This is a genomic window from Streptomyces sp. NPDC048254 (genome assembly GCF_043201895.1).
Taxonomy (GTDB): Bacteria; Actinomycetota; Actinomycetes; order Streptomycetales; family Streptomycetaceae; genus Streptomyces.
In genome coordinates this window covers 167,374-187,618 of record NZ_JBICZJ010000003.1, presented here as the reverse complement: position 1 = coordinate 187,618, position 20,245 = coordinate 167,374, and the positions used below count along the sequence as shown (strand labels likewise).

Below are 20,245 nucleotides of genomic sequence, written 5' to 3'. Positions count from 1 at the left end.
CTCTCAGCCCGGGTACCGGAGTGAAGCCGCTGCCGCCTTGGGCGAGTCGACCGGTTCGACGCGGATCAGACGGGTCTCGCCCGGCCGCAGGGTGGCGCTGTAGGAGTCGGCCGTCACGCCCTTGTGGGAGCCGGACCACAGGTCGGTGACGTCGCCGGAGCCGGAGAAGCCGACCTGGGACCAGTCCACACTCACCGTGGAGCTGCCGGAGGTGCCGGTGTTGAAGAGGGCGACGACGTACTGGCCGCTGCTCTCCTTCTTGCTCCACACCTGTTTGACCCCGCTGTTCACGATCCGCTTCGCGGCGGCCCCGTCCTGGTCGACGCCGATGAGCCGGTCGTTGGTGAGCATGGCCTTGTCGACGGTGTCGAGACGGGTCAGGTCGGTGCCGAGGAGCAGGGGCGCGGCGGCCATCGCCCACAGGGTGAAGTGGGAGCGCCGCTGGTCGGCGGTGAGGCCGACCTGGTCGCCGTTGCCGATCTCCAGGGAGTCCAGGTCGTTCCAGCCGCCCGGCCCGGCGTACGGCTGCCAGCTCGCGGCCGTGTTGAAACGGGCGGAGACATGCGACCAGTCGGTGAGCGGGTAGCCGCTCCCGTTGTCGCCGGGACCGCAGTAGCACTCGACGTCACCCTGGGTGCGCCAGCTGTTCGCGAACTGCCGCCAGGTCGGGGCGTCGGCGATCGGAAGGTTGTTGGAAAGCCCGAAGATGATGGGCCGTCCGGTGCCGCGCAGCGCCTGAGACCAGGCCCGTACGTCCGGGACGTCCTGGCTGCCCACCCCGTCGATCTTCAGGTAGTCGACGCCCCAGGAGGCGAACTGCTCCGCCCAGGAGTTCACGAACTCCTGCGCGCCCGGCCTGGAGTAGTCGATGTAGTACATGTTCTTGCAGTTGTAGTTCTTCTCGGTCTTCGAGGTGTCCGCGATGTCCTTCGCGTGGTACGCGGTGCCCTCGATCGGGGTGTTCCTGGTGACGGCGTTCTTGGCGATGCCCGGGGTGACGTAGAAGCCGAACTTCAGGCCCTTGGAGTGGACGTAGTCGGCGACGGCCTTGATGCCGCCGGGGAACTTGGCGGTATCGACGGCCCAGCGGCCGTACGAGTCGACGGTGAAGCCGTTCGAGTCGCACTTCTGCCAGAAGTCGTCGAGGTTGACGTGGACGAAGCCGTGGTCCTTCAGCCCGCTCGCGACCAGCGCGTCGGCCTGAGCCTTGATCTTGGCCTCGGTGGGCTGGCGGCGTACAAAGCTCCAGCTGCTCCAGCCCATGGCGGGCCGGACGGCCTGGCCGTTGTCGGAGGCGGTGGCCGGGTGGGCGGTGCCCACGAGCGGTACCGCCGCGGCGACCAGCACTCCGGCGACCGCCGCCGTCAGTGCTCTGATCCGGATCACGGGCGTCCTCCGTTCACGGGCGTCGCGTAGGCCGTGCCGATCCAGGCCTCGTCGACGCGCAGCCGTTTGTAGCGCGTGGTGTCGGTGGCGGCGGCCCAGGTGGAGTCCACCTCCAGGCGGACATAGCGGGCGGTGGCGGCGGTCAGGTCGATCCCCTGGATGCCCCGCCGGCTGGGCAGCTCCCCGGACTTGACGGCGCTCCCCCAGTTCGTGCCGTCGTTGCTGAGGAACACCTTGTACGCCTTGATGCGCGCCGACTGCTCGATGTCGGAACGGGCGTAGGCGACCGAGTCCTCGCGCTGGTTGAGGCCGATGTACTGCACCTTCTTGGCCGAGCCGAGGTCGAAGGTCAGGTTCACGGGCAGTGTCCTGTCGCTGTCCCAGTAGGTGAGGTAGTCGCCGTCACCGGCGGCGGAGTCCGCGTGACCGCTCGCCGAGGCGCTCGCGGTGATCTTGGCTCCGGAGAGGATGCCCTGGCGGCCGGCGGTCATGACCTTGAAGACGGTGTCGTACGGGTCCCAGGAGCCGAGGCCGGTGAGGGTGAGTACTCCGCCGGACTGGGACCAGGAAACCGCCTTGCCCGTGCGGAGGTCGGTGACGGAGGCGATGCGGTAGCCGTTGTCGCGGATCCGCAGGGTGCTGGTCGACGGCGGGGTCAGGACGTGGACGTACTGACGGTTCGGGTCGTCCTTGGCGATGGTGGTGACGCCGTGTGCCCCGTCGTTCCAGAAGCCGGGCTTGAGGCCGCCGTAGAGGTAGCCGCCGCCCTCGGTGCCGTGCAGGGACTCCCAGATGGGGTCGAGATAGGAGTCGGCGAAGGTGTTGAAGGCGGCCTGGTTGGCCGGGAACCTGCCGTTGACCTGGGCGGTCTCGGCCATCAGGGCCTTCACCGAGGAGCCGGCGTTGGTGACCAGCCGACCGAGGGTGAGCTTGCGGTCGACGGTCGGGTCCGAGCCGTCGTACCACCAGGCACCGGTCGAGGGCAGCTTGAAGTCGGCCTCGGTCAGGCGGGGTTGGGCCGTGTAGACCGCCTGCGGGTAGTCGTAGGCCGGGGTCATCCCGGTCTTCTGCTCATTGCTGATCATGTCCATGATCGGCGTGTCTTCGTTGTTGTTGCTGAGCGTGTAGTTCGGGCGCTTCTGCTGGATCTGCGCGTACAAGTCGTGGCTCTCCCAGTACGCGTTGTCGTTGTCGATCCAGAAGCCGCCGAGGTCGGGATAGCGGTCCATGACCTCGAAGAAGTTGTCGTAGCCGAACTGGCCGAAGCCGTCCCGGGTGGTGAGGTCGACGTCCTTGCCCTTGTAGGCGGAGTAGGCCGCCGAGTCGAGCCACTCGTGGCCGCCCTCGTCGTGCCACTGGGGGTCGTCGGTCATGTAGAGGATGACCTTCATGCCCTTGGCCTTGGCGGCGGTGATCAGCTCGCCGAGGAAGTCCCGCTTGGTGGCGCAGGAGCCGGGGATCTTCGAGGGCCAGGGGCGGGCGTAGCCGAGGCGGCTGTGGAAGGTGGCGAGGACCAGGTACTGGGTGTGCAGTTTCTGGGCCTCCTTCACCCAGTAGTCGGGGTTCCAGCCGCCGCTGGTGACGTCGTTCTCCCAGGCGGTGCAGCTGGTGTGGGCGGGGGCGGTGCGCAGGCCCCAGTGCAGGAAGAGGCCGCCGACGGAGCCCCGGAGGAAGTCCTGCCGGGGGTTCTCCAGGTCGAGCGGCTTCGCGGCCGTACCGCAGTCCTGGCCGCCCGAGACGCGCAGGGCACCGCCGGAGGTGTTGTGACTGTCCGTCAGGCAGGCGCCCGTGACGTCCTGGAGGCCGATGTCGTACGGGGAGCCGCCGCCCTTCTGCGCGGTGAAGCGGGTGAGGCGGATGCCGCTCGCCGCGTTGGCGATGACCGCCGGCCGTCCGTCGTCCGCCGCGAACTTCACGGAGCTGTCGGTGAACCGGACGTCGTCGGCGTTGTGCAGGTACCAGCCGTAGGCCGGCCGGGTGCCGATGGCCTTGGGGTTGTAGTCCTTGGGGTCGTTGCCCGGTACGGCGGTCGACATGGTGCCGTTGCCGCCGGGCACGGTGATGTCGACATGGGTGAAGGTGATCCCGTGGATCCGGTGGCCGCTCTCGCCCCACAGGGTCGGGCTGAAGGACGGGGTGGTGCCGGTGGCGGTGATGTTCTCGTACGTCACATCGCTGATCGAGCCGATGCCCGGGCTGTTTCCGCAGCGCTTGCGGGTGCCGATCTTCTCCATGATCGGGGAGTGCACTCCGGTCATGGTGATGTCCTTGTAGTGGACGTCGGAGATCTTCGCGCCGTCCATGGAGACCATGCCGAGGCCGGACTTGTCGGCGCCCTCGATACGGATGTTCTCGAACTGGTAGTCGGAGAAGTCCCCGCAGGTCTCGGAGCCGAACATCAGGGCGTTGCAGCACCTGGCGGACAGGGAGGAATCGCTCACCCGGACATGCCCGTTGGGGAGTTTCGCGCCCAGGGCGTAGTCGCTCTTGAAGACCAGGGCGTCGTCGTTGGCCTTGATGTCCGCGTGGGTGACCGTGACGTTCGTGGTGGAGATGATGTTCCAGCCGTCGCGGTCGCTCGCGGTGTCGATGGTCAGGTGGTCGGACGTCACGTTGGTGCAGCCGTTGACCAGGGCCGCGAAGTGGCCGCCGCGGCGCAGGGTGAGACCGTCGCCGATCCTGAGTCCGTCGCACCGGGTCAGCGAGATGATCTTGTCGGCCTCGCCGGACTTCGGGTTGCCGGTGATCAGGTCGCCGGCGCCGTCGATGACGCCCTGGCCGACGAAGCCGATGTCGGTGAGCCTGTCGCCGTAGATCATCGCGTCGCGGAAGTGGCTGTGGCCGTAGTCCTGGTAGTCGTCGTTCGGGTTGGACTCGGCCTTGTCGTAGGTGTCGGCACTGGAACCCTGGAGGGTGGCGCCCTTGTCGAGCTGGAGCGTCACATGGCTCTTCAGGTGGATGGTGTTCTTGGACTTGTAGGTGCCGGCGGTGAAGCGGACGGTGCCGCCGCCCGCCGAACTCGCCGCGTCGACGGCCTTGTCGATGGCCGGGGTGTCGTTGCTGGAGCCGTCGCCCTTGGCGCCGTAGTCACGCACGTCGTAGACGGCGGCCGCGTGGGGCGCGGGGTGCGGGGATGCCAGGGCCGCGGGCCGGGAGAGCCCGAGGACGACGGCGAGGACGGAGAGGACGATCGCGGCAGCCCGGTGCCGCGTGACAGTGGGGGGTTTCATGGTGGCGGTTCCTCACACCAGCTGATGGCCGCGGAGCTCGGATGTTGTGCTCATGACACTGATGCACCTCGCAGTTGCTCGTTCATGATCAGGAAGGCCCCGAGGCCGTGGAAGTCGTTCGTGGCCCGGGTGCGGGCGACGTAGTACGCGTAGTCGCCGACGTTCGTGCCGATGGAGATGTCGGCGAGGTCGGTGCGGCCGTCCGGGCCGACCGACAGCTCGGCGAGCACGCCCTGGTAGCCGCGGCGGGCGACGTCCGCGTAGTGCGGGTCGAGGTAGTGCTGCTGGGCGCCGCGGGAGAGGGCGTAGGTGAACATGCTGGAGCAGGACGTCTCGGTCCAGTTGTCGCTACGCCCACCCTTGTCCATCACCTGGAACCAGCGTCCGGTCGCCGGGTCCTGGTACTTCTCCAGCCCCGCCGCCAGCTTCCGGAAGATGTCGAGCAGTTGGGGCCGGCGGGACTGATCGGCCGGGACGGCGTCCAGCACGTTGACGATCGCCATCGCGTACCAGCCGACGGCACGGCACCAGTGCTCGGGCGCGAGACCGGTCCCCGGATCCGCCCAACTCGCGCTCCTCGACTCGTCGTAGGCGTGCCTGAGCAGCCCGTTCGCGACCTGGAGGTGGCCGCCGTAGACGGCGAGCTGCCTCGCCGCCTCGTCGTCGGTGTACGCGCTGTCGCCGAACTCCTTGCCGTACTCGACGAGGAACGGGTTCACCATGTAGACGCCGTCCGCCCACAGCTGGTGCGCGCGACTGGAGGTGTCCGCGTGCCAGAAGCCGCCGTCGCTCGTCCGGGGGTAGGTGTTCAGGCGGTCGCGGATCTTCCTGGCGGCCTTGCGGTAGCGGTCCTGGCCGGTCTCGTGGTGCAGGATCACCAGCAGCCGGCCCGCCTGCATGCTGTCCAGGCTGCTGAAGGACTGGTCGATCGAGCCGTCGCTCTTCACGAACCGGTCGACGTAGTTCCTGAGGTAGGTGAGGTAGCGGGGGTCGTGGGTGCGCTTGTAGGTGAGGTACTGGCCGTAGAGGTAGAGGCCCACCGGGTAGGACCAGCCGCCGATGGTGCTCGGCGCGTAGCGGGCCATGGTGGAGTCGACGACCGCGGTGGACCGGTCGGTGGCGGCGGCGGGCCTGGTCGCGCGAGCCGTGGTGGCTGCTGCGGCGGCTGGTGGGGACACCGCGGCGGGGAGTGTGGCCGCCGTGGCGGTGGTGAGTGCGACGGCCACGAGGGCGGCTCGTAGGCGTTTCATGGTCCTCCTGCTCGGTGGGCGGCGGCCGCGGTGGTCCGCCGGAGGGTTACGGCACGGTGGCCTGGTGCCTGGCGGCGGGCCGGGTCGGTGTTGCGGGCGTCTGCGGTGAGCGCGTACGCCTGGCGGCGGCAGCCGCCGAGGTCGGTGGAGCACAGGGCGCAGCCGCGGCAGGGACCACGCATCCAGAACTCGCCCCGGCAGACGTCGAAGGCCTTCGACTTCCGCCCGGTCCAGACGAGTTCGCGCTCCCGGACGTTCAGCGGGTCCAGGCCGGACAGATCCCGCCTGAGCGGCGGCTCACCGCCGGACCGACGCGTCTGCACAACACCCAGCTCACCGGCCTCCCGGTACGCCTCCGCCCACCGCCCGGCCGCCAGCCCAGCTGACCGACCGATCAGTCGGACCAGGTTGGAGCAATACCCGCAGCGCAACGGACAGGCATGAGTGAGCCCGGCCGGGCGTGCCGTGGTCATTTCAGCCGATCACGTCCAGGGCGGTCTCCACGACCTGACAACCAGGGCTTCGCCAGACCTTTTCATCGGATGTCTGCAGAAGGAGGGGGTTCCGCCTGGCGGTCTTCGGATGTCGTCTCGTTCATGGTGCACACCTGCTTTCCTGAGGTTGGGGGGTCTCAGAGCGCAGACAGGGGGTCGCGGTCACAGGGATCCGCTGGAAAACCCACAGGATGGTTCACATCCCTGTACCGGGTTCAGCGATACGTCCGACGATGCGAACCAGAGTCTCGGCAGAAACGGGCCGCGGTCAATGGTCCGGACCCATAAGGTCGGATGCATTTCCGGCCAATCTCCGTCCCGGGAGGCTGACTCACCGCTCGGTTCCGGCGGATTCCGGGCTCAGGAATGCATCACGGCCGGTGATCGTTGACGATGGGAGTTCCACCTGTCGACAACCTAAGGATCGAGAGCTCGTGAGCAGCAAGGTCCCCCCGAAAATCCTCAACAACGGCGTCGAGATGCCCCAGCTGGGCTTCGGTGTGTGGCAGGTGCCGGACGACGAGGCCGAGCGGGCCGTCGCCACGGCACTGGAGGCCGGGTACCGCAGCATCGACACAGCGGCGATCTACGGCAACGAAGAGGGCACCGGCAAGGCCATCGCCGCCTCCGGCGTCCCCCGCGAGGACTTGTTCGTCACCACCAAGCTCTGGAACGCCGACCAGGGGTACGACGCCACGCTGCGCGCCTTCGACGCGTCGCTGGCGAAGCTGGGTCTGGACTACCTGGACCTGTACCTCATCCACTGGCCGCTGCCGGCCCGGGGCAAGTACATCGACTCCTACAAGGCGTTCGAGCAGCTGCTGACCGACGGCCTCGTCAAGGCGATCGGCGTCTCCAACTTCCTTCCGGAGCACCTCGAACGGCTGATCGAGGAGACGTCGGTCATCCCGGCGGTCAACCAGATCGAACTGCACCCGCATCTGCAGCAGCACGCGGCCCGCGAGTTCCATGCCGAGCAGGGCATCGCCACCGAGGCCTGGTCCCCGCTCGGCCAGGGCAAGGGCCTGCTGGAGGTGCCGGCGATCGTCGCCATCGCGCAGAAGCACAACCGCACCCCGGCCCAGGTCGTGCTGCGCTGGCACATCCAGCTGGGCAACGTGGTGATCCCGAAGTCGGTCACGCCGTCCCGGATCAAGGAGAACATCGAGGTGTCCGACTTCAGCCTGGACACCGAGGACCTCGCGGCGATCAGCGCGCTCAACGAGGACCGCCGCATCGGCCCGGACCCGGCCACCTTCGACATGGGCTGAGCGGCAGCCCGGTACACACCGGCCGTCCCGCCGATTGCACGGCGGGACGGCCGCTCGCGTTCCCCGGGCTCGTTCCCCGACTCCCGTGCGGGGCGCGTCACTCGGAGTGCACGTCCGCGTGGACGACCTCGAACTCCTCCAGGGCGACCACGGCCACATGCGCCTTGGCGACGTCCTGGCGCCGGGCGGCCGCCTGGCCGCCGCGGGACGCGGCCATCGAGGCGCGGTCGACGAAGAGCACACCGACCGTGCCCCGCCCCAGCTCCCGGTCGACGAACAGGGCACACCGCGAGAACCCGGGCAGGGTCTCCAGGCGGGGTACCGCCGACGACCGGAACGTCTCGACGAAGAGGTCCGTGTCGGACGGGTCGAACTCCACCCTGGTCATCCGCACTCCGCCGCCCACCCTCGGCAGCTGCACCGAGTGGAAGACGGCCACCTCGTAGTTCTCGACGGCGACGGTGCCCGCGAACGGCTCCAGCATCGGCCCGCGCCGCTCGCGCATCACCTGGTCGCTGTTGCGCCGGGCCTCCTCCGAGCCCCACCAGCTCACCGCGAGCAGTTTGCCCAGGTCCCGGTCGACGAAGACGCCCGCGCCCCGGTACCCGGGACGCTCCTCCAGCAGACTGCGCCCTTCGCTGTTCAGCGCCCGGATGGCGGACTCGATCTGCGCCGGATCGCCGGTGGCGTACACCGTGCGTACGAACATGACCCCTCGCCTCCCAGGAGCCACCGGAGCCACCGGAGCCACCGCTCAACCCTCGCACGGCTCCTGCATAAATGTTCGGAATGTCCTGCCCCACCAGTGTTCCCCGGGCTTCATACCGCCGCAATGCATGACAATTTCCCGAGTTCACACCCAGGGGTTGACGCGGACATGCAGCCGGGGCCACCTTGTACGGCACCCGGTCAGGAAACTTTCCTAACAGAAGGGGACCCCCCACAGTGCGCATCCGAACACTGACCCTCGCCGCGGCCTCCGGGGCCGCACTGCTGGCCGCCGGAGTGCTTCCCGCGAGCGCGTCCGGCGCCACCGTCCCGAAGTCCGCCCAGGAGGGCTCGGTCAGCGCGGCCGACCTGCTCGCCAAGGTGACCTCCTGCTCCCAGATCTCCAGCGGCAAGTACAAGACCGACGACGAGACCTCGGCCACGATCCCCGTGTGCGGCAAGAACGGCGCGGTGTTCTGGAAGTCCGACATGGACATCGACTGCGACGGCCAGCGCACCACCAACTGCAACGAGGACCGCGACCCCTGGTACCAGGACGACACCGCGTTCCACCAGTCCGACGGCAAGCCCCTCAAGGCCGAGTCGCTGCCGTACGTCGTGGTCCCCAGTTCCAGCAGCATCTGGAACTACTCCAGCGCCGGCATCAAGGGCGGCGGCGTGGTCGCCGTCATCTACAACAACAAGGTCGAGTACGCGGTGGTCGGCGACACCGGCCCCACGAAGATCATCGGCGAGGCGTCGTACGCCACCGCCAAGGCGCTCGGCATCGACCCCGACCCGGAGACCGGCGGTGCCGACTCCGGCGTCACCTACATACTCTTCAAGAACTCCACGGCCTCCCCCATCGAGAGCCACAGCGCGGCGGTGTCCCTCGGCGACCAGCTGGCGAAGCAGTTCCTGGCCAACAACTGACCCGGGGAGGGCGGGCGGCCCGGTACCGCACGGTACCGGGCCGTCCCGATACGTCAGTTGGGCTGCCCCAGCGGTCGTACGACGATGGTGTGGACGTCCACGCCGGCCGGCTGCCGGATCGCCCACACCACCGAGTCGGCGATCTGGTCGGCGGTCAGCAGAAGGCCGGGCGGCAGGCTGCCGTTGGCGTCCCAGAACGGGGTCTCCACCCGGCCCGGCGCGACCAGCGTGACGCCGATGCCGAACTCGGTGACCTGGCGGCGGGTGTTCTCCGCGAGCCCGGTGACCGCCCTCCCCCACTCTCGAATTCACTCGAGCGGGGGGACCCCCACGGTCGCGCCGTACAGGTTGCCGGGCGTGTTCACGAACCCGGCGACGCTGCCGACCAGGACGATCCGCCCCCGGCTCGCCTTCAGGGCGTCGACGGAGGCCCGGATCAGCAGGGCGGGGCCGAGGACGTTGGTGAGCACCATCTCGGCCCAGCCCGCCGGGTCACCGTCGGCGACGGTGTCGTGGGTGGCGAAACCGGCGTTGGCGACCACGGTGTCGAGCCGGCCGTACGCCTTGAGCGTGCTGTCGACCGCCGCCTGCACGTCGGCGTACTCGGCGGTGTTGCCCACGACGGTCAACAGGCCGTCCGGGTCGCCGAGTTCGCGGGCGAAGGCGCGCAGCCGCTGCTCGCCCCGGCCGGTGACGGCCACCCGGTGGCCGGCGTCGAGAAGTTGGCGTGCGACGGCGGCGCCGATGCCTCCCCCACTCTCGGCTTCGCTCGAGCGGGGGGACCCCCATCGCCGCCGGTGATGAGCGCGACCGGAGAGTCGTTCATGATTTCCCCCGGTGGTTGGTGATCGACCGGAGTCCATCACTTCGAGCGCTCTCGATGTCAACCACCGCAGGCGGCGCGGTACGGCACGGAGGGCAGGTACCGCCGCCACTGCGCCCGCGTCGGACCCCCGTCCGCCCGGGCGCACAGCTCGCTCGCGCTCTCCTCGGGCCGCAACGGAACGCTCCGGTCGGGGAGATGCGGGGTGGCGATGTGCAACTCCCCCGCGTCCGGGGTGAATCCGAGGGCGAGGACCGGTCCGTCACCGGCCGGTACCGTCGCCGGGTCCAGCCGGGTGCGGGCCGTCTCCCACACCTGTGCCGAACCGTCGGCGGTGCTCGCCGCGAGCAGTGTCCCGTCGGCGGAGAACGCCAGGGCGGACGTGACCACGGTGGCCCCGGCCGCTCTGAGCACGGCGAGCCTGCGCCAGGTGTGCGCGTCCCACAGGGTGACCCGGCCGACCGTGTCCTCGGCGGCCAGATAGCGGGCGTCGGGGCTGAAGGCGGCGGTGCGCAGCAGGTCCTCCCCCGTCACTCCGCCCGGTCGCCGCCTGCCGGTCGTGACGTCCACGAGCCAGCCCTCGTAGGTCAGCGCGGTGCGGCCGGTGGGGTCGGCCCCGACGGTGCGCTCCCGGTGCACGACCGGCGGTCCGGTGGCCGCCACGGGCCTGCCGCGCGTGTCGAACGCCGCCCGGGCCGCCGCCTTCCGCCGCCAGGCCGAGCCCGTCAGCCCGTGCAGGGAGAGGGTGTGCACGGCGCTGGTCCTGCCGTCCTGCAGATAGCGCAGGACGCCCGCCGCCGGGTCCAGCCGGAGCCCGCCGACGGCCGAGCCGGCCGCCGGGTAGGTGAGCAAGGGCGTGCGCGGGCCGCCGTCGGCGGGGGCCGGGAGGTCCGTGCGCCACAGGGCGAGGGAGCCCGGGGTCCAGGTCAGGGCGTAGGCGCCGCGGAAGACGACGGTGTTCGCGCCGTCCGCGAGCGGCAGCCGGGGGCGTTCCCGGCCGGTGCGGAAGTCCCAGGTCACCACGCCCGCCGGGGTGGCGGCCGCGACGGCGTGGCCGTCCGGCGTGAAGACGACCTCCTCCCCCTGGCAGAGCAGCTTCTCGGTGGAGCGGGGCGGGCGGGCGGAGAGCAGGCGGCCCGCCACGAGGTCGAGGACACGCAGTCGGGTGGCGTCCTGACCGCACCAGGCGAGGTACCGCTCGTCCGGGCTCGGCGCGGGCAGCGGGCCGTCGTCCTCGCCGTGGGGGTATCGGTGGAGCGGGTGTTGCCGCGCCGCGCCGTCCGGGTCGTCGGCGCCGTCCGCGTCCCACAGGTCCAGGGTCGCCCGGTCGCTTCCCGGGTCGTGGGCGAGGCGTCGTACCAGAAAGGTGTGTCCGTTCGGCCCGAACATCCCGTCGGCGTCCCGCCAGGGGCCGGTCGCCAGCCGCCGGGTGCGGCCGTCGGCGAGCGAGCGGATCACCGTGCCGCTGCCGCCGGGCGCCCGGGAGGCGATCAGCCGGCCGTCGTCGCTGACGGCGATCACCCCGTCGGACAGGCCGGGTTGGCTCAGGGAGTGGATGTGCCGGTGGGTGCGGACGTCCCACTGCACGGCCCGGTCGTGCGCCACCGCCGTCAGGATCCGCCCGTCCGTGCTGAGCCACACGGGTGCGTTCAGGGCCCGGCCGCCCTCCTCGGGCTGGACGAACAGGTCCTGTTCGCTCTGCGCGGCCGCCGTGCGCAGCGCCTGCCGGGTCTCCGGCAGGTCGGCGGTACGCCAGGCGGCCAGGGCGAGGCGCATCGCGGTGCGTGGTTCGGCGGTACGCAGGCTGTCGGCGACGGCGGCCACCCGGCGAGCCTCGGCCTGGTCCCGCTGCCGTGCGCTGACCCCGCTCTGCCGCCAGGCGACGGCGCCCGCGGCCAGGGCCAGACACAGCAGGACGGCGAGCGCACCGGTCAGCGCCCGCAGCCGGCGCCCGACCCGCACGGCGGCCCGCTGCCCGCGTTCGTACGACTCGACGCTCGCCGTCAGGAACTCCCGCTCAAGCAGGCTCAACTCCCCTTGGTAGGGCCCCTCTTCGGCGAAGGCCTCGCGCGCTTCGGTCAGGCGGGCGCCCCGGTACAGCGCGCCCGCGTCCCGCTCCAGCTCGGCCCAGGCGGCCGCCGCCTCGGTGAGCCGGCGGTGGGCACGCAGGCGGTCGCGGTCGGCGTCGATCCAGCCGCGCAGCCGGGGCCAGGCGCCGAGCAGGGCCTCGTGGGCGAGGTCGACCGTGTCGCCGTCGACGGTCAGCAGGCGGGCCCTGACCAGGCGTTCGAGGACGTGGGCGGTGGTGGGGTCGGTGCCGAGTTCGGCGCGCCGTGCCGGGCGCCGGGTGTCTCCGGTGCCGTCGCCGGGGGTGACCAGGCGCAGCAGCAGGGCGCGGACGGCGGCCGCCTCGGCGGGGGTGCAGCGTGCGTGGACTTCCTCGGCGGTGTGGGCGACGGCGCCCCGAACGCCGCCGACCGCCTCGTAGGCGGCGAGGGTCAGGGTCTTGGCGGAGCGCCGGCGCCAGACCTCGCGCAGGGCGTGGGCCATGAGCGGCAGTCCGCCGGGTTCACCGGCGACGTCGGCGACGATCCGGGCGGTCAGGGCACGTTCGACGATGTGCTGCCGGGCGGCCGCGGGCCGGACCACCGCCTCCCGGAGCCGCTGCGGCGCCAACGGGCCGACGAGCAGGGTGGTGTCCCGCAACGCCTCGGCGAGCAGGGGATGTTCGGCGCAGTGCCCGTAGAAGTCGGCGCGCACGGCGAGCAGTACACGCAGCCGGGGATCCGGGTGCAGCAACCGGCCGATGAACAGCTCGCGTTCGGCCGGGTCGGCGCAGAGCGCGAAGACCTCCTCGAACTGGTCGACGACGAGCAGGGTGTCGCCGGGGGCGTCGTGCGGGGTGAGGAGTGCCGGGTCGGTGCGGGCGGGGTGGGCGCCCGGGGTGAGGATCCGGATGACGGCGGGTCGCCGCTCCGGGTCCCCGGCCTCCCGCAGGGCGGGCACGAGCCCGGCCCGCAGAAGGGACGACTTGCCGCTGCCCGAGGCGCCGACGACCGCCCCGAAACGGCTGCGGCGGGTGTGCGCGACCAGTTCGGCGATCAGTTCGTCGCGGCCGTGGAAGTGGTCCCGGTCGCCGGCCTCGAACCGGGCGAGGCCGGGATAAGGACAGGGCTCGTCGTCCTCGGCGAGCCGGGTGCCGGCGGCCTCGGCCGCGGCCGTCCGCCAGCGCCGTGCCCACTCATCGGGGTCGCCGCCGCACGCGACGACGTAGGCCGTGACCACGGGGAGGGTGGGCAGCCGCTCCCCGGCGGCCGCCGCCGAGAGCGTCGGACCCGAGTAACCGGCCCGCAGCCCCATCGCCCGGTAGGTCGGCGTGCCCGCCTCGTCCCGCAGCTTGCGCAGCTCGAAGGCGAACCGCTCCACCGCCCCCGCCGCGGGATCCAGCGGTTTCTCCCGGCGCCCCATCCACGTCTCCCCCGTCGACAGCAACCCTCCCCAACCTAACCGGGATTGACAGGAGAGCCGGTTCGGGGCTGCCCATCAATCCCCCGGCCGCTGAACTCACCGGTGCACAAGCCCCCGACCCGCACCGGAGCCCGCCATCGCCACCCTGCACGCCGGCCGCACCGCGCCCCCGCCCGTTCCGGCCCGGCCGCGGCACCGACCCGTCCCCGCTCTCGCCCCGGTCGCCCTCTCCCTCGCCCTCGGTCTGTGGGGGATCGGACGCGACGGTGCCATGTGGCGGGACGAGGTGGTCAGCTACGACCTGTCCCGGCGTGAACTCCCGGATCTGGCTCGCACGTTGGAGCGGGCCGACGCCGTGCACGGCCTCTACTACCTCCTCGTCCACGCCCTGTTCCGGCTCTTCCCCGGGGCCGACCCGCTGCTCGTACTGCGGCTGCCCTCCGTGCTGGCCGTCGCCGTCACGGCCGGCCTGCTCACCCTGCTCGGCGCCCGGTACGCGGGCCCGCGCGCGGGGCTGCTCGCCGGGCTGGTCTTCGCGGTGCTGCCGCCGGTCCAGCGCTATGCGCAGGAGGGCAGGTCGTACGCGCTGGTCTGCGCTCTCGTCGTCTGGGCGACGTGTCTGCTGGTTCGGGCGGTGGACACCGGCACCGCCCGGGCCTGGGCCGGCTACGGCGCGGTGCTGCTGACCGCCTGTCTGCTGCACGAGTTCGCGGTACTGGTACTCGCCGCGCACGCCGTGGCCGTACCCCGCGAGGCCCGGCGTGCATGGCTGAGGGCGGCGGGCGCGGTCGTCGCCGCGCTGGCGCCCCTCGCCGTCCTGAGCATGCGGCAGTCGGCGCAGGTGGCGTGGATCGGCGGGCTCGGGGCCGGGGCGCTGCTGGGCTTCGGCGGGGTCGCGCTGCTCGGGTGCGCCTGCGCGGCGGTGCTGCCGAAGGCGCTGGTCCGGCTCGCCCTGCCGCTCACCGTGCTGCCCGCCGGGCTGCTGATGCTGGTGTCGCCGGCCAAGCCGTTGTACGTCGACCGGTACGTCCTCTACGGCCAGGCGGGCACCGCACTGCTGGCCGGTGCCGCCCTGGACCGGCTGGTCCGCGCCGGCGGTCCGCGCCGGGCGGCCGCGCTGCTCGCCGCGGGCGCGGCCATCGCCGCACTGCTCCCCGTCACCACGTACCTGCGCACCCCGGGCAGCCGCCTGGACGACGTCACCGCCATCGGCGCGGCCGTGCGTACGGCGGGTGCGGGCGCCGACGGGATCCTCTATCTGCCCGCCCGCCGCCGGGTCTGGTCGCTCGCCGACCCGGGCACCGTGCGGGGGCTGCGCGACCTCGCCCTGGACCGCACCCCCGCGGCCTCCGGGACGCTGTACGGCACGGAGGCCGGCCCGTCCGTGATCCGGGCCCGGCTGCTCACCGCGCACCGCGTCGTCGTACTGCGGGATCCGGTGGGACAGCCGCCGGATCCCGCGCCCGGTGAGGTCGTGAAGCGCAGGACGCTCGCCGAGCGGTTCGAGGAGTGCGGGACGCGGACGGTGCGGGGAGCGCGGGTGAGCGTGTACGCGCGCCGCTGCTAGACGGGCCGTACGGCGGTGTGCACCGTCCGGGCACCGAGGACGAACACGTCGGACCTGCGGCGCACGCTCGCCGGGTCGGCCGGGTCGAGGAGACGGTCCAGGGTGGCGCGGTCGTCGGTGTCCAGACCCTCGCCGACGGTGTCGCGCAGCCGGGAGAGGATCTCGGTCACGTAGGCGCGGGCCCGGTCGGAGGCCGGGGCGGGCAGGTCGATGAGGAAGCTGCGGCTGCGGGCGTACTTGAGTCCGGCGGAGCCGAGCAGTGCGGGCCAGTCCTCGGCCTCGGCGACGGCGCCCGGCAGGTCGGTGCGCATCTGCGCGAACCACTCCTCCTGCAGCGCGTCCAGCCGTGCCTGGAGTCCCGCCCGGCCGATGCCGATGTCCCGGGGCAGGAAGCGGCTGGGCAGGCCGCCTTCGAGGATGGCCAGGGTGCCGCCGGGGGCCAGCCGCTCGCCGAAGGCGGTGAGCGCGGCCCGCTGGTCGCCGAGGTGGTGCAGGCTGTGCCCGGCCCACAGGAGGTCCGCCGGGTAGTCCAGCTTGTCCAAGACGCCGGGCAGTTCACCGGCGAGGACGCCGAACCGGTCCCCCACGCCGAGTCGCTCGGCGCGGGCCGTGGCCCGGTCGAGGAGCGGTTCGCTGCCGTCCACGGCCAGCACGCGGGCGCCCGGGAAGGCATCGGCGAACAGGCAGGACACCACACCGGGCCCGCTGCCCACGTCGACGATCAGCCCCGGCTCGGTGACCTCCCTGCCGAGCCAGCCCAGCGCGTTCTCGTAGAGCGGGGCGAACAGCTCCGCCTGCGACTCCAGGTGCGGGGCCATCTCGGCCCAGTCGATGTCGGTGTGCGCGTGGGCATGGGCGTGCGTGTCGGTGTGCTGGCGGTGGTGATCGTGCGCCATGGGAGCAGCCTCTCGTCCGGGTGCCGCCAGGGTGCGCCGACGCACCGCCCGGAGGCCAGTCCTGTTGCCGGTGCGGCAAAAATGGAGATGCGGACGGCAAGGCCGACGGGCCACGATGGGCGGATGGACGACGAGCTGGTGGAGCGTTTCCTGACCGACGGCTTCGTGAAGATCGAGGGGGCCGTCGCACCCCGGGTCGCCGAGGGCTGCGCCCGGCGGCTGTGGCAGGAGACGGGGTACGACCCCGAGGACCCGGGCACCTGGAAGGACCCGGTGGTCTGGGTGGCCGGCCTGGCCGACGGCCCCTTCGCCGCCGCCCCCAACTCCCCCGCGCTGCACCGGGCGTTCGACCTGCTGGTCGGTGAGCGGCGCTGGGATCCGCGCTATTCGCTGGGCGCCTTCCCGCTGCGGTTCCCGCACCAGGAGGAGCCGGACGACGCGGGCTGGCACATCGACACGAGCTTCATGCCGGAGGGCGCCACCGACTGGTACGCCAACGTGTGGTCCAGGGAGCGCGCCCTGCTGATGCTGTTCCTGTTCAGCGAGGTGACCGAGGCGGACGCCCCGACCCGCATCCGGGTCGGCTCGCACCTGGACGTGCCCCGGATCCTGGAGCCGTACGGCGCGGAGGGTGCCACGCTGCGGGAGCTCGGCCCGCTGGTGGCGGCGGCCTCCGCGCACCGCCCGGTCGCCCTCGCCACCGGCCGGCCGGGCGACGTCTACCTGTGCCATCCGTTCCTGGTCCATGCCGCCCAGCCGAACCACGGCACCCGTCCACGCTTCCTGGCCCAGCCGCCGCTGTACCTGAACGCGCCCCTGGAGCTGGACCGCCCCGACGGGAACCACTCACCGGTCGAGATCGCGGTCCGCCGGGGCCTGGCCCTGGACTCTGCGGAGGGCTGACCCCGGCGGACGGTCACCGTCCTACGACAGCGGCGGGTAGGCGTTCGCCATCAGCTGCTGGAACTGGGCGGAGAACCAGTGCCCGGACAGCGGCGCGTTCGGCAGGGCACCGGACATGCTGTTGCCGTTGCGGGCGTTGCCCGTGTACGTCGGGTCGCACATCTGGTCGAAGCCCTTGCCCTCGTCGTTCGGGATGGCGGTGCTGGAGCCGTCGGACTCGCCCGGGGGCTTCATCCAGACATAGGCGTCGATCCCGGTGGCCGGGCCGGCCTGCGGGCGCTCGCCGAGGCCGGCTCCGGACTGGTTGCACCAGTTGCCGACGTGGATCCGGCGGTCGTAGCGGCCGCCGTCGACGTAGGTGTCCACGCTGGTCGTCGCGCCGGGGCCGGCCGGGCGGGCGCTGCCGCCCCAGCCGTTGCGGGAGGTGTCGATCAGCATGCCGATGCCGGAGTTGAAGCCGACCGAGACCAGCTGGGTGCGGAAGGCCTGGGCGAAGGACAGCTCGTCGACGTAGCGGTTCCAGTCGACCCACTTGGACTGGCGGACGGAGGTGCCGTTCACCGTGTCGTTGATGGTGAAGTTGTTCTCCTTCAGGGCGCTGTAGTTGGCCGTGTTGGTGATGAAGCCGGCCACGTCGTCGACGGTCGCGCCCTCACTGGTGGCCGCCTGCTTGAACAGGGTGGCCGACGGTGCGAAGTTGTCGTCCCAGCCGAGCCAGCCGTGGTGGCCGGCGTCGAGGTAGTTGTAGACGTTCGGGATGGCGCCGAGCTTGGCGAGCGCGTAGCCGACGCCCTTCACGTAGTTGCCGTTGGCGAGCATGGTGTTGCAGTTGGCGGTGGCGGTGGCGCGGCTGCCGGTGTTGGTGACCAGGTTGGGCAGCGAGTCGATCTCGATGGTGGTGACGATCCGCAGCGAGGCGTACTTGGGGTCGGCGAGGATCGTCGCGATCGGGTCGATGAACTGCGTCTTGTACTTGTCGATCTCCGTCGGCCCGAGTTCGCCGTTGGAGGCGAGGGCCGCGCAGTCCCGTCCGGGCAGGTCGTAGACGACCAGTTGGACGACCTCTTCGCCGCTGCCCTTCTGGGCGAGGGCGGCGTCCAGGTGGGCGCGCAGACCCATGCCCCCGTTCACGCCCGCGATGGCGGCGATGCGGTCCAGCCAGACGCCGGTGGGCTGGTTGGAGATCCGGCTGCCACCGGTCTCGGCGGCGGCCTTCGCGGACCACTCGGGGTTCACGTAGACCTTGGCACCGGAGTACGGATTGTCGACGCGGGTGCCGGAACCGCCCCCGTTGTCTCCGCCGCCACCGCCGCTGCCGTCGTCGACGTTGCAGGTGACGCCGTCGAGGGTGAAGGCGGTCGGGAGGGCGTTGGTGCCGCTGTAGGACCCGTTGAAGCCGAAGCTGACCGAACCTCCGGTGGCCAGCGTGCCGTTGTAGGTCTCGTTGGCCGCGGTGACGGCGGTGCCGCTCTGGGTGATCTTGCTGTTCCAGTAGCTGGTCACCTTCTGGTTCCCGGCGTACGACCACTTCACCGCCCAACTCGACTTCGCCGCCGAGTTGTTGGTGACGGTGACGGCGGCGGTGAAGCCGGCGCCCCAGTCGTTCTGGATCTTGTAGTCGACGGTGCAGGGGATCGCGGCGATCGCCGCCGCCGAGGACGGGGTCACGGCGACCGCCGGCCCGGACACCCCGGCGACGAGCGCCAGGGCGGCGAGTACCGCTGTTCTGGTACGACTCATGAGTGCGGGTTTCCTTCTTCTTCGGTGGATGGGCTAGGAGTTGATGGCCTGGAGGTGGTCGCGCAGCCCGGCGCCGTACGCCGTCGGCGTACCGCTGTAGTCGGAGATCAGGGACGGGCCCGAGGAGCAGTCCCACGTGTTCCAGGTCCAGCCCAGATAGGACAGGCCGCGGTCGTCGAACCACTTCATGACCTGGTCGACGAAGCCGTGCGAGCAGGTGTTCTCGCCGATCTCCCCGGCGACCAGCGGCACCTGGGCCGCGACCGGGGCGAGGGTGGAGTTCCAGCAGCTCTCACTGGCACAGGTGTTGAAGTTGTAGACGTGGTAGGCGGCGACGAGATTGCCGGCCGGATCGGTGGGCTTGTAGGCCGGCCACTGGCCGAGGTCGTTGGAGTACGCAAGGCCGCCGATCATGATGACGTTCCTGGCCCCGGCGCCGCGGATGCTGTCCACAAGGTCCTGCATGCCGGCGACCTCGTACCCGATCCCCGGGCAGGTGCCGCCGTCCCGCCAGCACTGCCAGGCCTGGGTGGTGGTGGAGGTCGCCCGGTCCGGGTACGGCTCGTTGAACAGGTCGAACACGGCCGCCGGGTCGTCCTTGAAGGTGCCGGCCACCGAGGACCAGAAGGACGGGGTGTACTGCGCGTCCGGCATCGGCTTCTGGCAGGTGGCGTGCACGTCGGAGCAGCCCGCGGAGTTACCGGTGTACTGCCCGTAGGACCAGTGGAGTTCGAGGATCGGCGTCATGCCGAACGACTCGACGCGGGCCACCAGGTCCTTGACCGCGTTGATGTAATTGGCGCCCGCGTACTCGGGCTTGATGTTGGACAGGCCCAGCCAGCACTCCTCGTTGAGCGGGATGCGGACCGCGTCGGCCTTCCAGTCGGCGATCGCCTTGATCGCCGCGTCGTCCACCGGGCCGTCCCAGATCCCGTAGCCCTGCACGCACATGAACTCGCCGCCGGAGCGGTTCACGCCGAGAAGGCGGTGGGCCGTGCCGCCGGCGTCCACGAGCTTGGTGCCGGAGACATGCAGGGCGGGCGCCGTGCCGGTGCCGGGTGGCTCGGTCGGGGTAGGGGTCGGGGTCGGAGTGGGCTCCGAATCGACGTTGCACGTGGTGCCGTTGAGCCTGAACGCCGCCGGCACGGCGTTGCTCCCCGACCAGGAGCCGAGGAACCCGGCGCTGACACTGGCGCCGGTGGCCAGCGGGCCGTTCCAGCTCTCGTTCGCGGCGGTGACCGTCGTACCGGACTGGGACCACTTGGCGCTCCAGCCCTGGGTGACCCTCTGGCCGTTGGCGAAGTCGAAGCCGAGGCTCCAACCGCTCATGGCCGCCATGTTGTTGGTGAGGGTCACGGAGGCCTGGAAGCCGGTGTCCCACTGGCTGGTGACCGTGTACTGCACCGTGCACGCCGGCGTTGCTCCGGACGCCGACACCACCGGCACCAGCGCGGACCCTACAAGGGCGACCGCACCGGCGACGGCTAAAAGAACTGAACGCGGAGGGTGTCGCATGAGCGACTCCTTGCAGCTCGGGCGCGTCCTGACGGACGCGTCGACTGAACGGAATCGCTCC

The 20,245-nt window shown here is 71.3% G+C and carries 13 protein-coding genes and 1 pseudogene; 4 read left to right on the top strand and 10 right to left on the bottom strand.

What is annotated here, in order from left to right:
• Nucleotides 1-3: 3 nt before the first annotated feature.
• The 4 genes from ACGFZQ_RS10635 to ACGFZQ_RS10620 are packed head-to-tail and all read right to left on the bottom strand — an operon-like array spanning nt 4 to nt 6,189.
• On the bottom strand, nt 4-1,386 hold the full coding sequence (locus ACGFZQ_RS10635; RefSeq protein ID WP_393840007.1) for a glycoside hydrolase family 27 protein: 1,383 nt from the start codon (nt 1,384-1,386) through the stop codon (nt 4-6).
• Nucleotides 1,383-4,616 carry a glycosyl hydrolase family 28 protein gene (locus tag ACGFZQ_RS10630; protein WP_393840006.1) on the bottom strand — a complete coding sequence of 1,078 codons (3,234 nt, stop codon included), beginning with the start codon at nt 4,614-4,616 and terminating at the stop codon, nt 1,383-1,385. The genes ACGFZQ_RS10635 and ACGFZQ_RS10630 overlap by 4 nt, the downstream gene beginning before the upstream one ends.
• Nucleotides 4,617-4,666: 50 nt before the next feature.
• Nucleotides 4,667-5,866 carry a glycoside hydrolase family 105 protein gene (locus ACGFZQ_RS10625; protein ID WP_393840005.1) on the bottom strand — a complete coding sequence of 400 codons (1,200 nt, stop codon included), beginning with the start codon at nt 5,864-5,866 and terminating at the stop codon, nt 4,667-4,669.
• Nucleotides 5,863-6,189, bottom strand: coding sequence for a hypothetical protein (locus ACGFZQ_RS10620; RefSeq protein WP_393840004.1), 327 nt, complete (start codon nt 6,187-6,189; stop codon nt 5,863-5,865). Before ACGFZQ_RS10620 ends, ACGFZQ_RS10625 begins: the two co-directional genes overlap by 4 nt.
• A 605-nt stretch (nt 6,190-6,794) precedes the next feature.
• Between ACGFZQ_RS10620 and ACGFZQ_RS10615 the strand changes: the two genes are divergently transcribed.
• Nucleotides 6,795-7,631 (top strand): aldo/keto reductase, encoded by an 837-nt coding sequence (locus ACGFZQ_RS10615; protein ID WP_393840003.1) that lies wholly within the window; start codon nt 6,795-6,797, stop codon nt 7,629-7,631.
• Between the two features lie 97 nt (nt 7,632-7,728).
• Here the strand turns inward: ACGFZQ_RS10615 and ACGFZQ_RS10610 are convergent, their stop codons facing one another.
• Entirely contained in the window at nt 7,729-8,340 is a 612-nt protein-coding gene (locus ACGFZQ_RS10610) for a hypothetical protein (RefSeq protein ID WP_393840002.1), read from the bottom strand.
• 236 nt (nt 8,341-8,576) lie between these two features.
• On the opposite strand from ACGFZQ_RS10610, the gene ACGFZQ_RS10605 reads away from it, so the two are divergent.
• Entirely contained in the window at nt 8,577-9,272 is a 696-nt protein-coding gene (locus ACGFZQ_RS10605) for a glycoside hydrolase family 75 protein (RefSeq protein WP_393840001.1), read from the top strand.
• Nucleotides 9,273-9,325: 53 nt separating this feature from the next.
• Here the strand turns inward: ACGFZQ_RS10605 and ACGFZQ_RS10600 are convergent.
• Both ACGFZQ_RS10600 and ACGFZQ_RS10595 read right to left on the bottom strand, forming a co-directional pair.
• A pseudogene (locus ACGFZQ_RS10600) lies at nt 9,326-10,098 on the bottom strand (SDR family oxidoreductase).
• A gap of 57 nt (nt 10,099-10,155) precedes the next feature.
• Nucleotides 10,156-13,563, bottom strand: a complete 3,408-nt coding sequence (locus ACGFZQ_RS10595; protein WP_393840000.1) for a hypothetical protein — start codon at nt 13,561-13,563, stop codon at nt 10,156-10,158.
• Nucleotides 13,564-13,834: 271 nt separating this feature from the next.
• Here ACGFZQ_RS10595 and ACGFZQ_RS10590 point away from each other — a divergent pair, with 271 nt between their 5' ends.
• Nucleotides 13,835-15,130 (top strand): glycosyltransferase family 39 protein, encoded by a 1,296-nt coding sequence (locus ACGFZQ_RS10590; protein WP_393839999.1) that lies wholly within the window; start codon nt 13,835-13,837, stop codon nt 15,128-15,130.
• On the opposite strand, the gene ACGFZQ_RS10585 is transcribed toward ACGFZQ_RS10590, so the two are convergent.
• A complete protein-coding gene (locus tag ACGFZQ_RS10585) occupies nt 15,127-16,026 on the bottom strand; it encodes a class I SAM-dependent methyltransferase (RefSeq protein ID WP_393839998.1) in 900 nt (299 codons plus the stop codon). The two genes, ACGFZQ_RS10590 and ACGFZQ_RS10585, sit on opposite strands and share 4 nt — an antisense overlap.
• Nucleotides 16,027-16,149: 123 nt before the next feature.
• On the opposite strand from ACGFZQ_RS10585, the gene ACGFZQ_RS10580 reads away from it, so the two are divergent.
• Nucleotides 16,150-16,929: a phytanoyl-CoA dioxygenase family protein gene (locus ACGFZQ_RS10580; protein WP_393839997.1), complete on the top strand. Its 780-nt coding sequence runs from the start codon at nt 16,150-16,152 to the stop codon at nt 16,927-16,929.
• A 21-nt stretch (nt 16,930-16,950) separates the two neighbouring features.
• On the opposite strand, the gene ACGFZQ_RS10575 is transcribed toward ACGFZQ_RS10580, so the two are convergent.
• Complete coding sequence (locus ACGFZQ_RS10575; protein WP_393839996.1) at nt 16,951-18,669, bottom strand: glycoside hydrolase family 6 protein; 1,719 nt, start codon at nt 18,667-18,669, stop codon at nt 16,951-16,953.
• A 33-nt stretch (nt 18,670-18,702) separates the two neighbouring features.
• On the bottom strand, nt 18,703-20,184 hold the full coding sequence (locus tag ACGFZQ_RS10570; protein WP_393839995.1) for a cellulose binding domain-containing protein: 1,482 nt from the start codon (nt 20,182-20,184) through the stop codon (nt 18,703-18,705).
• Nucleotides 20,185-20,245 lie beyond the last annotated feature (61 nt).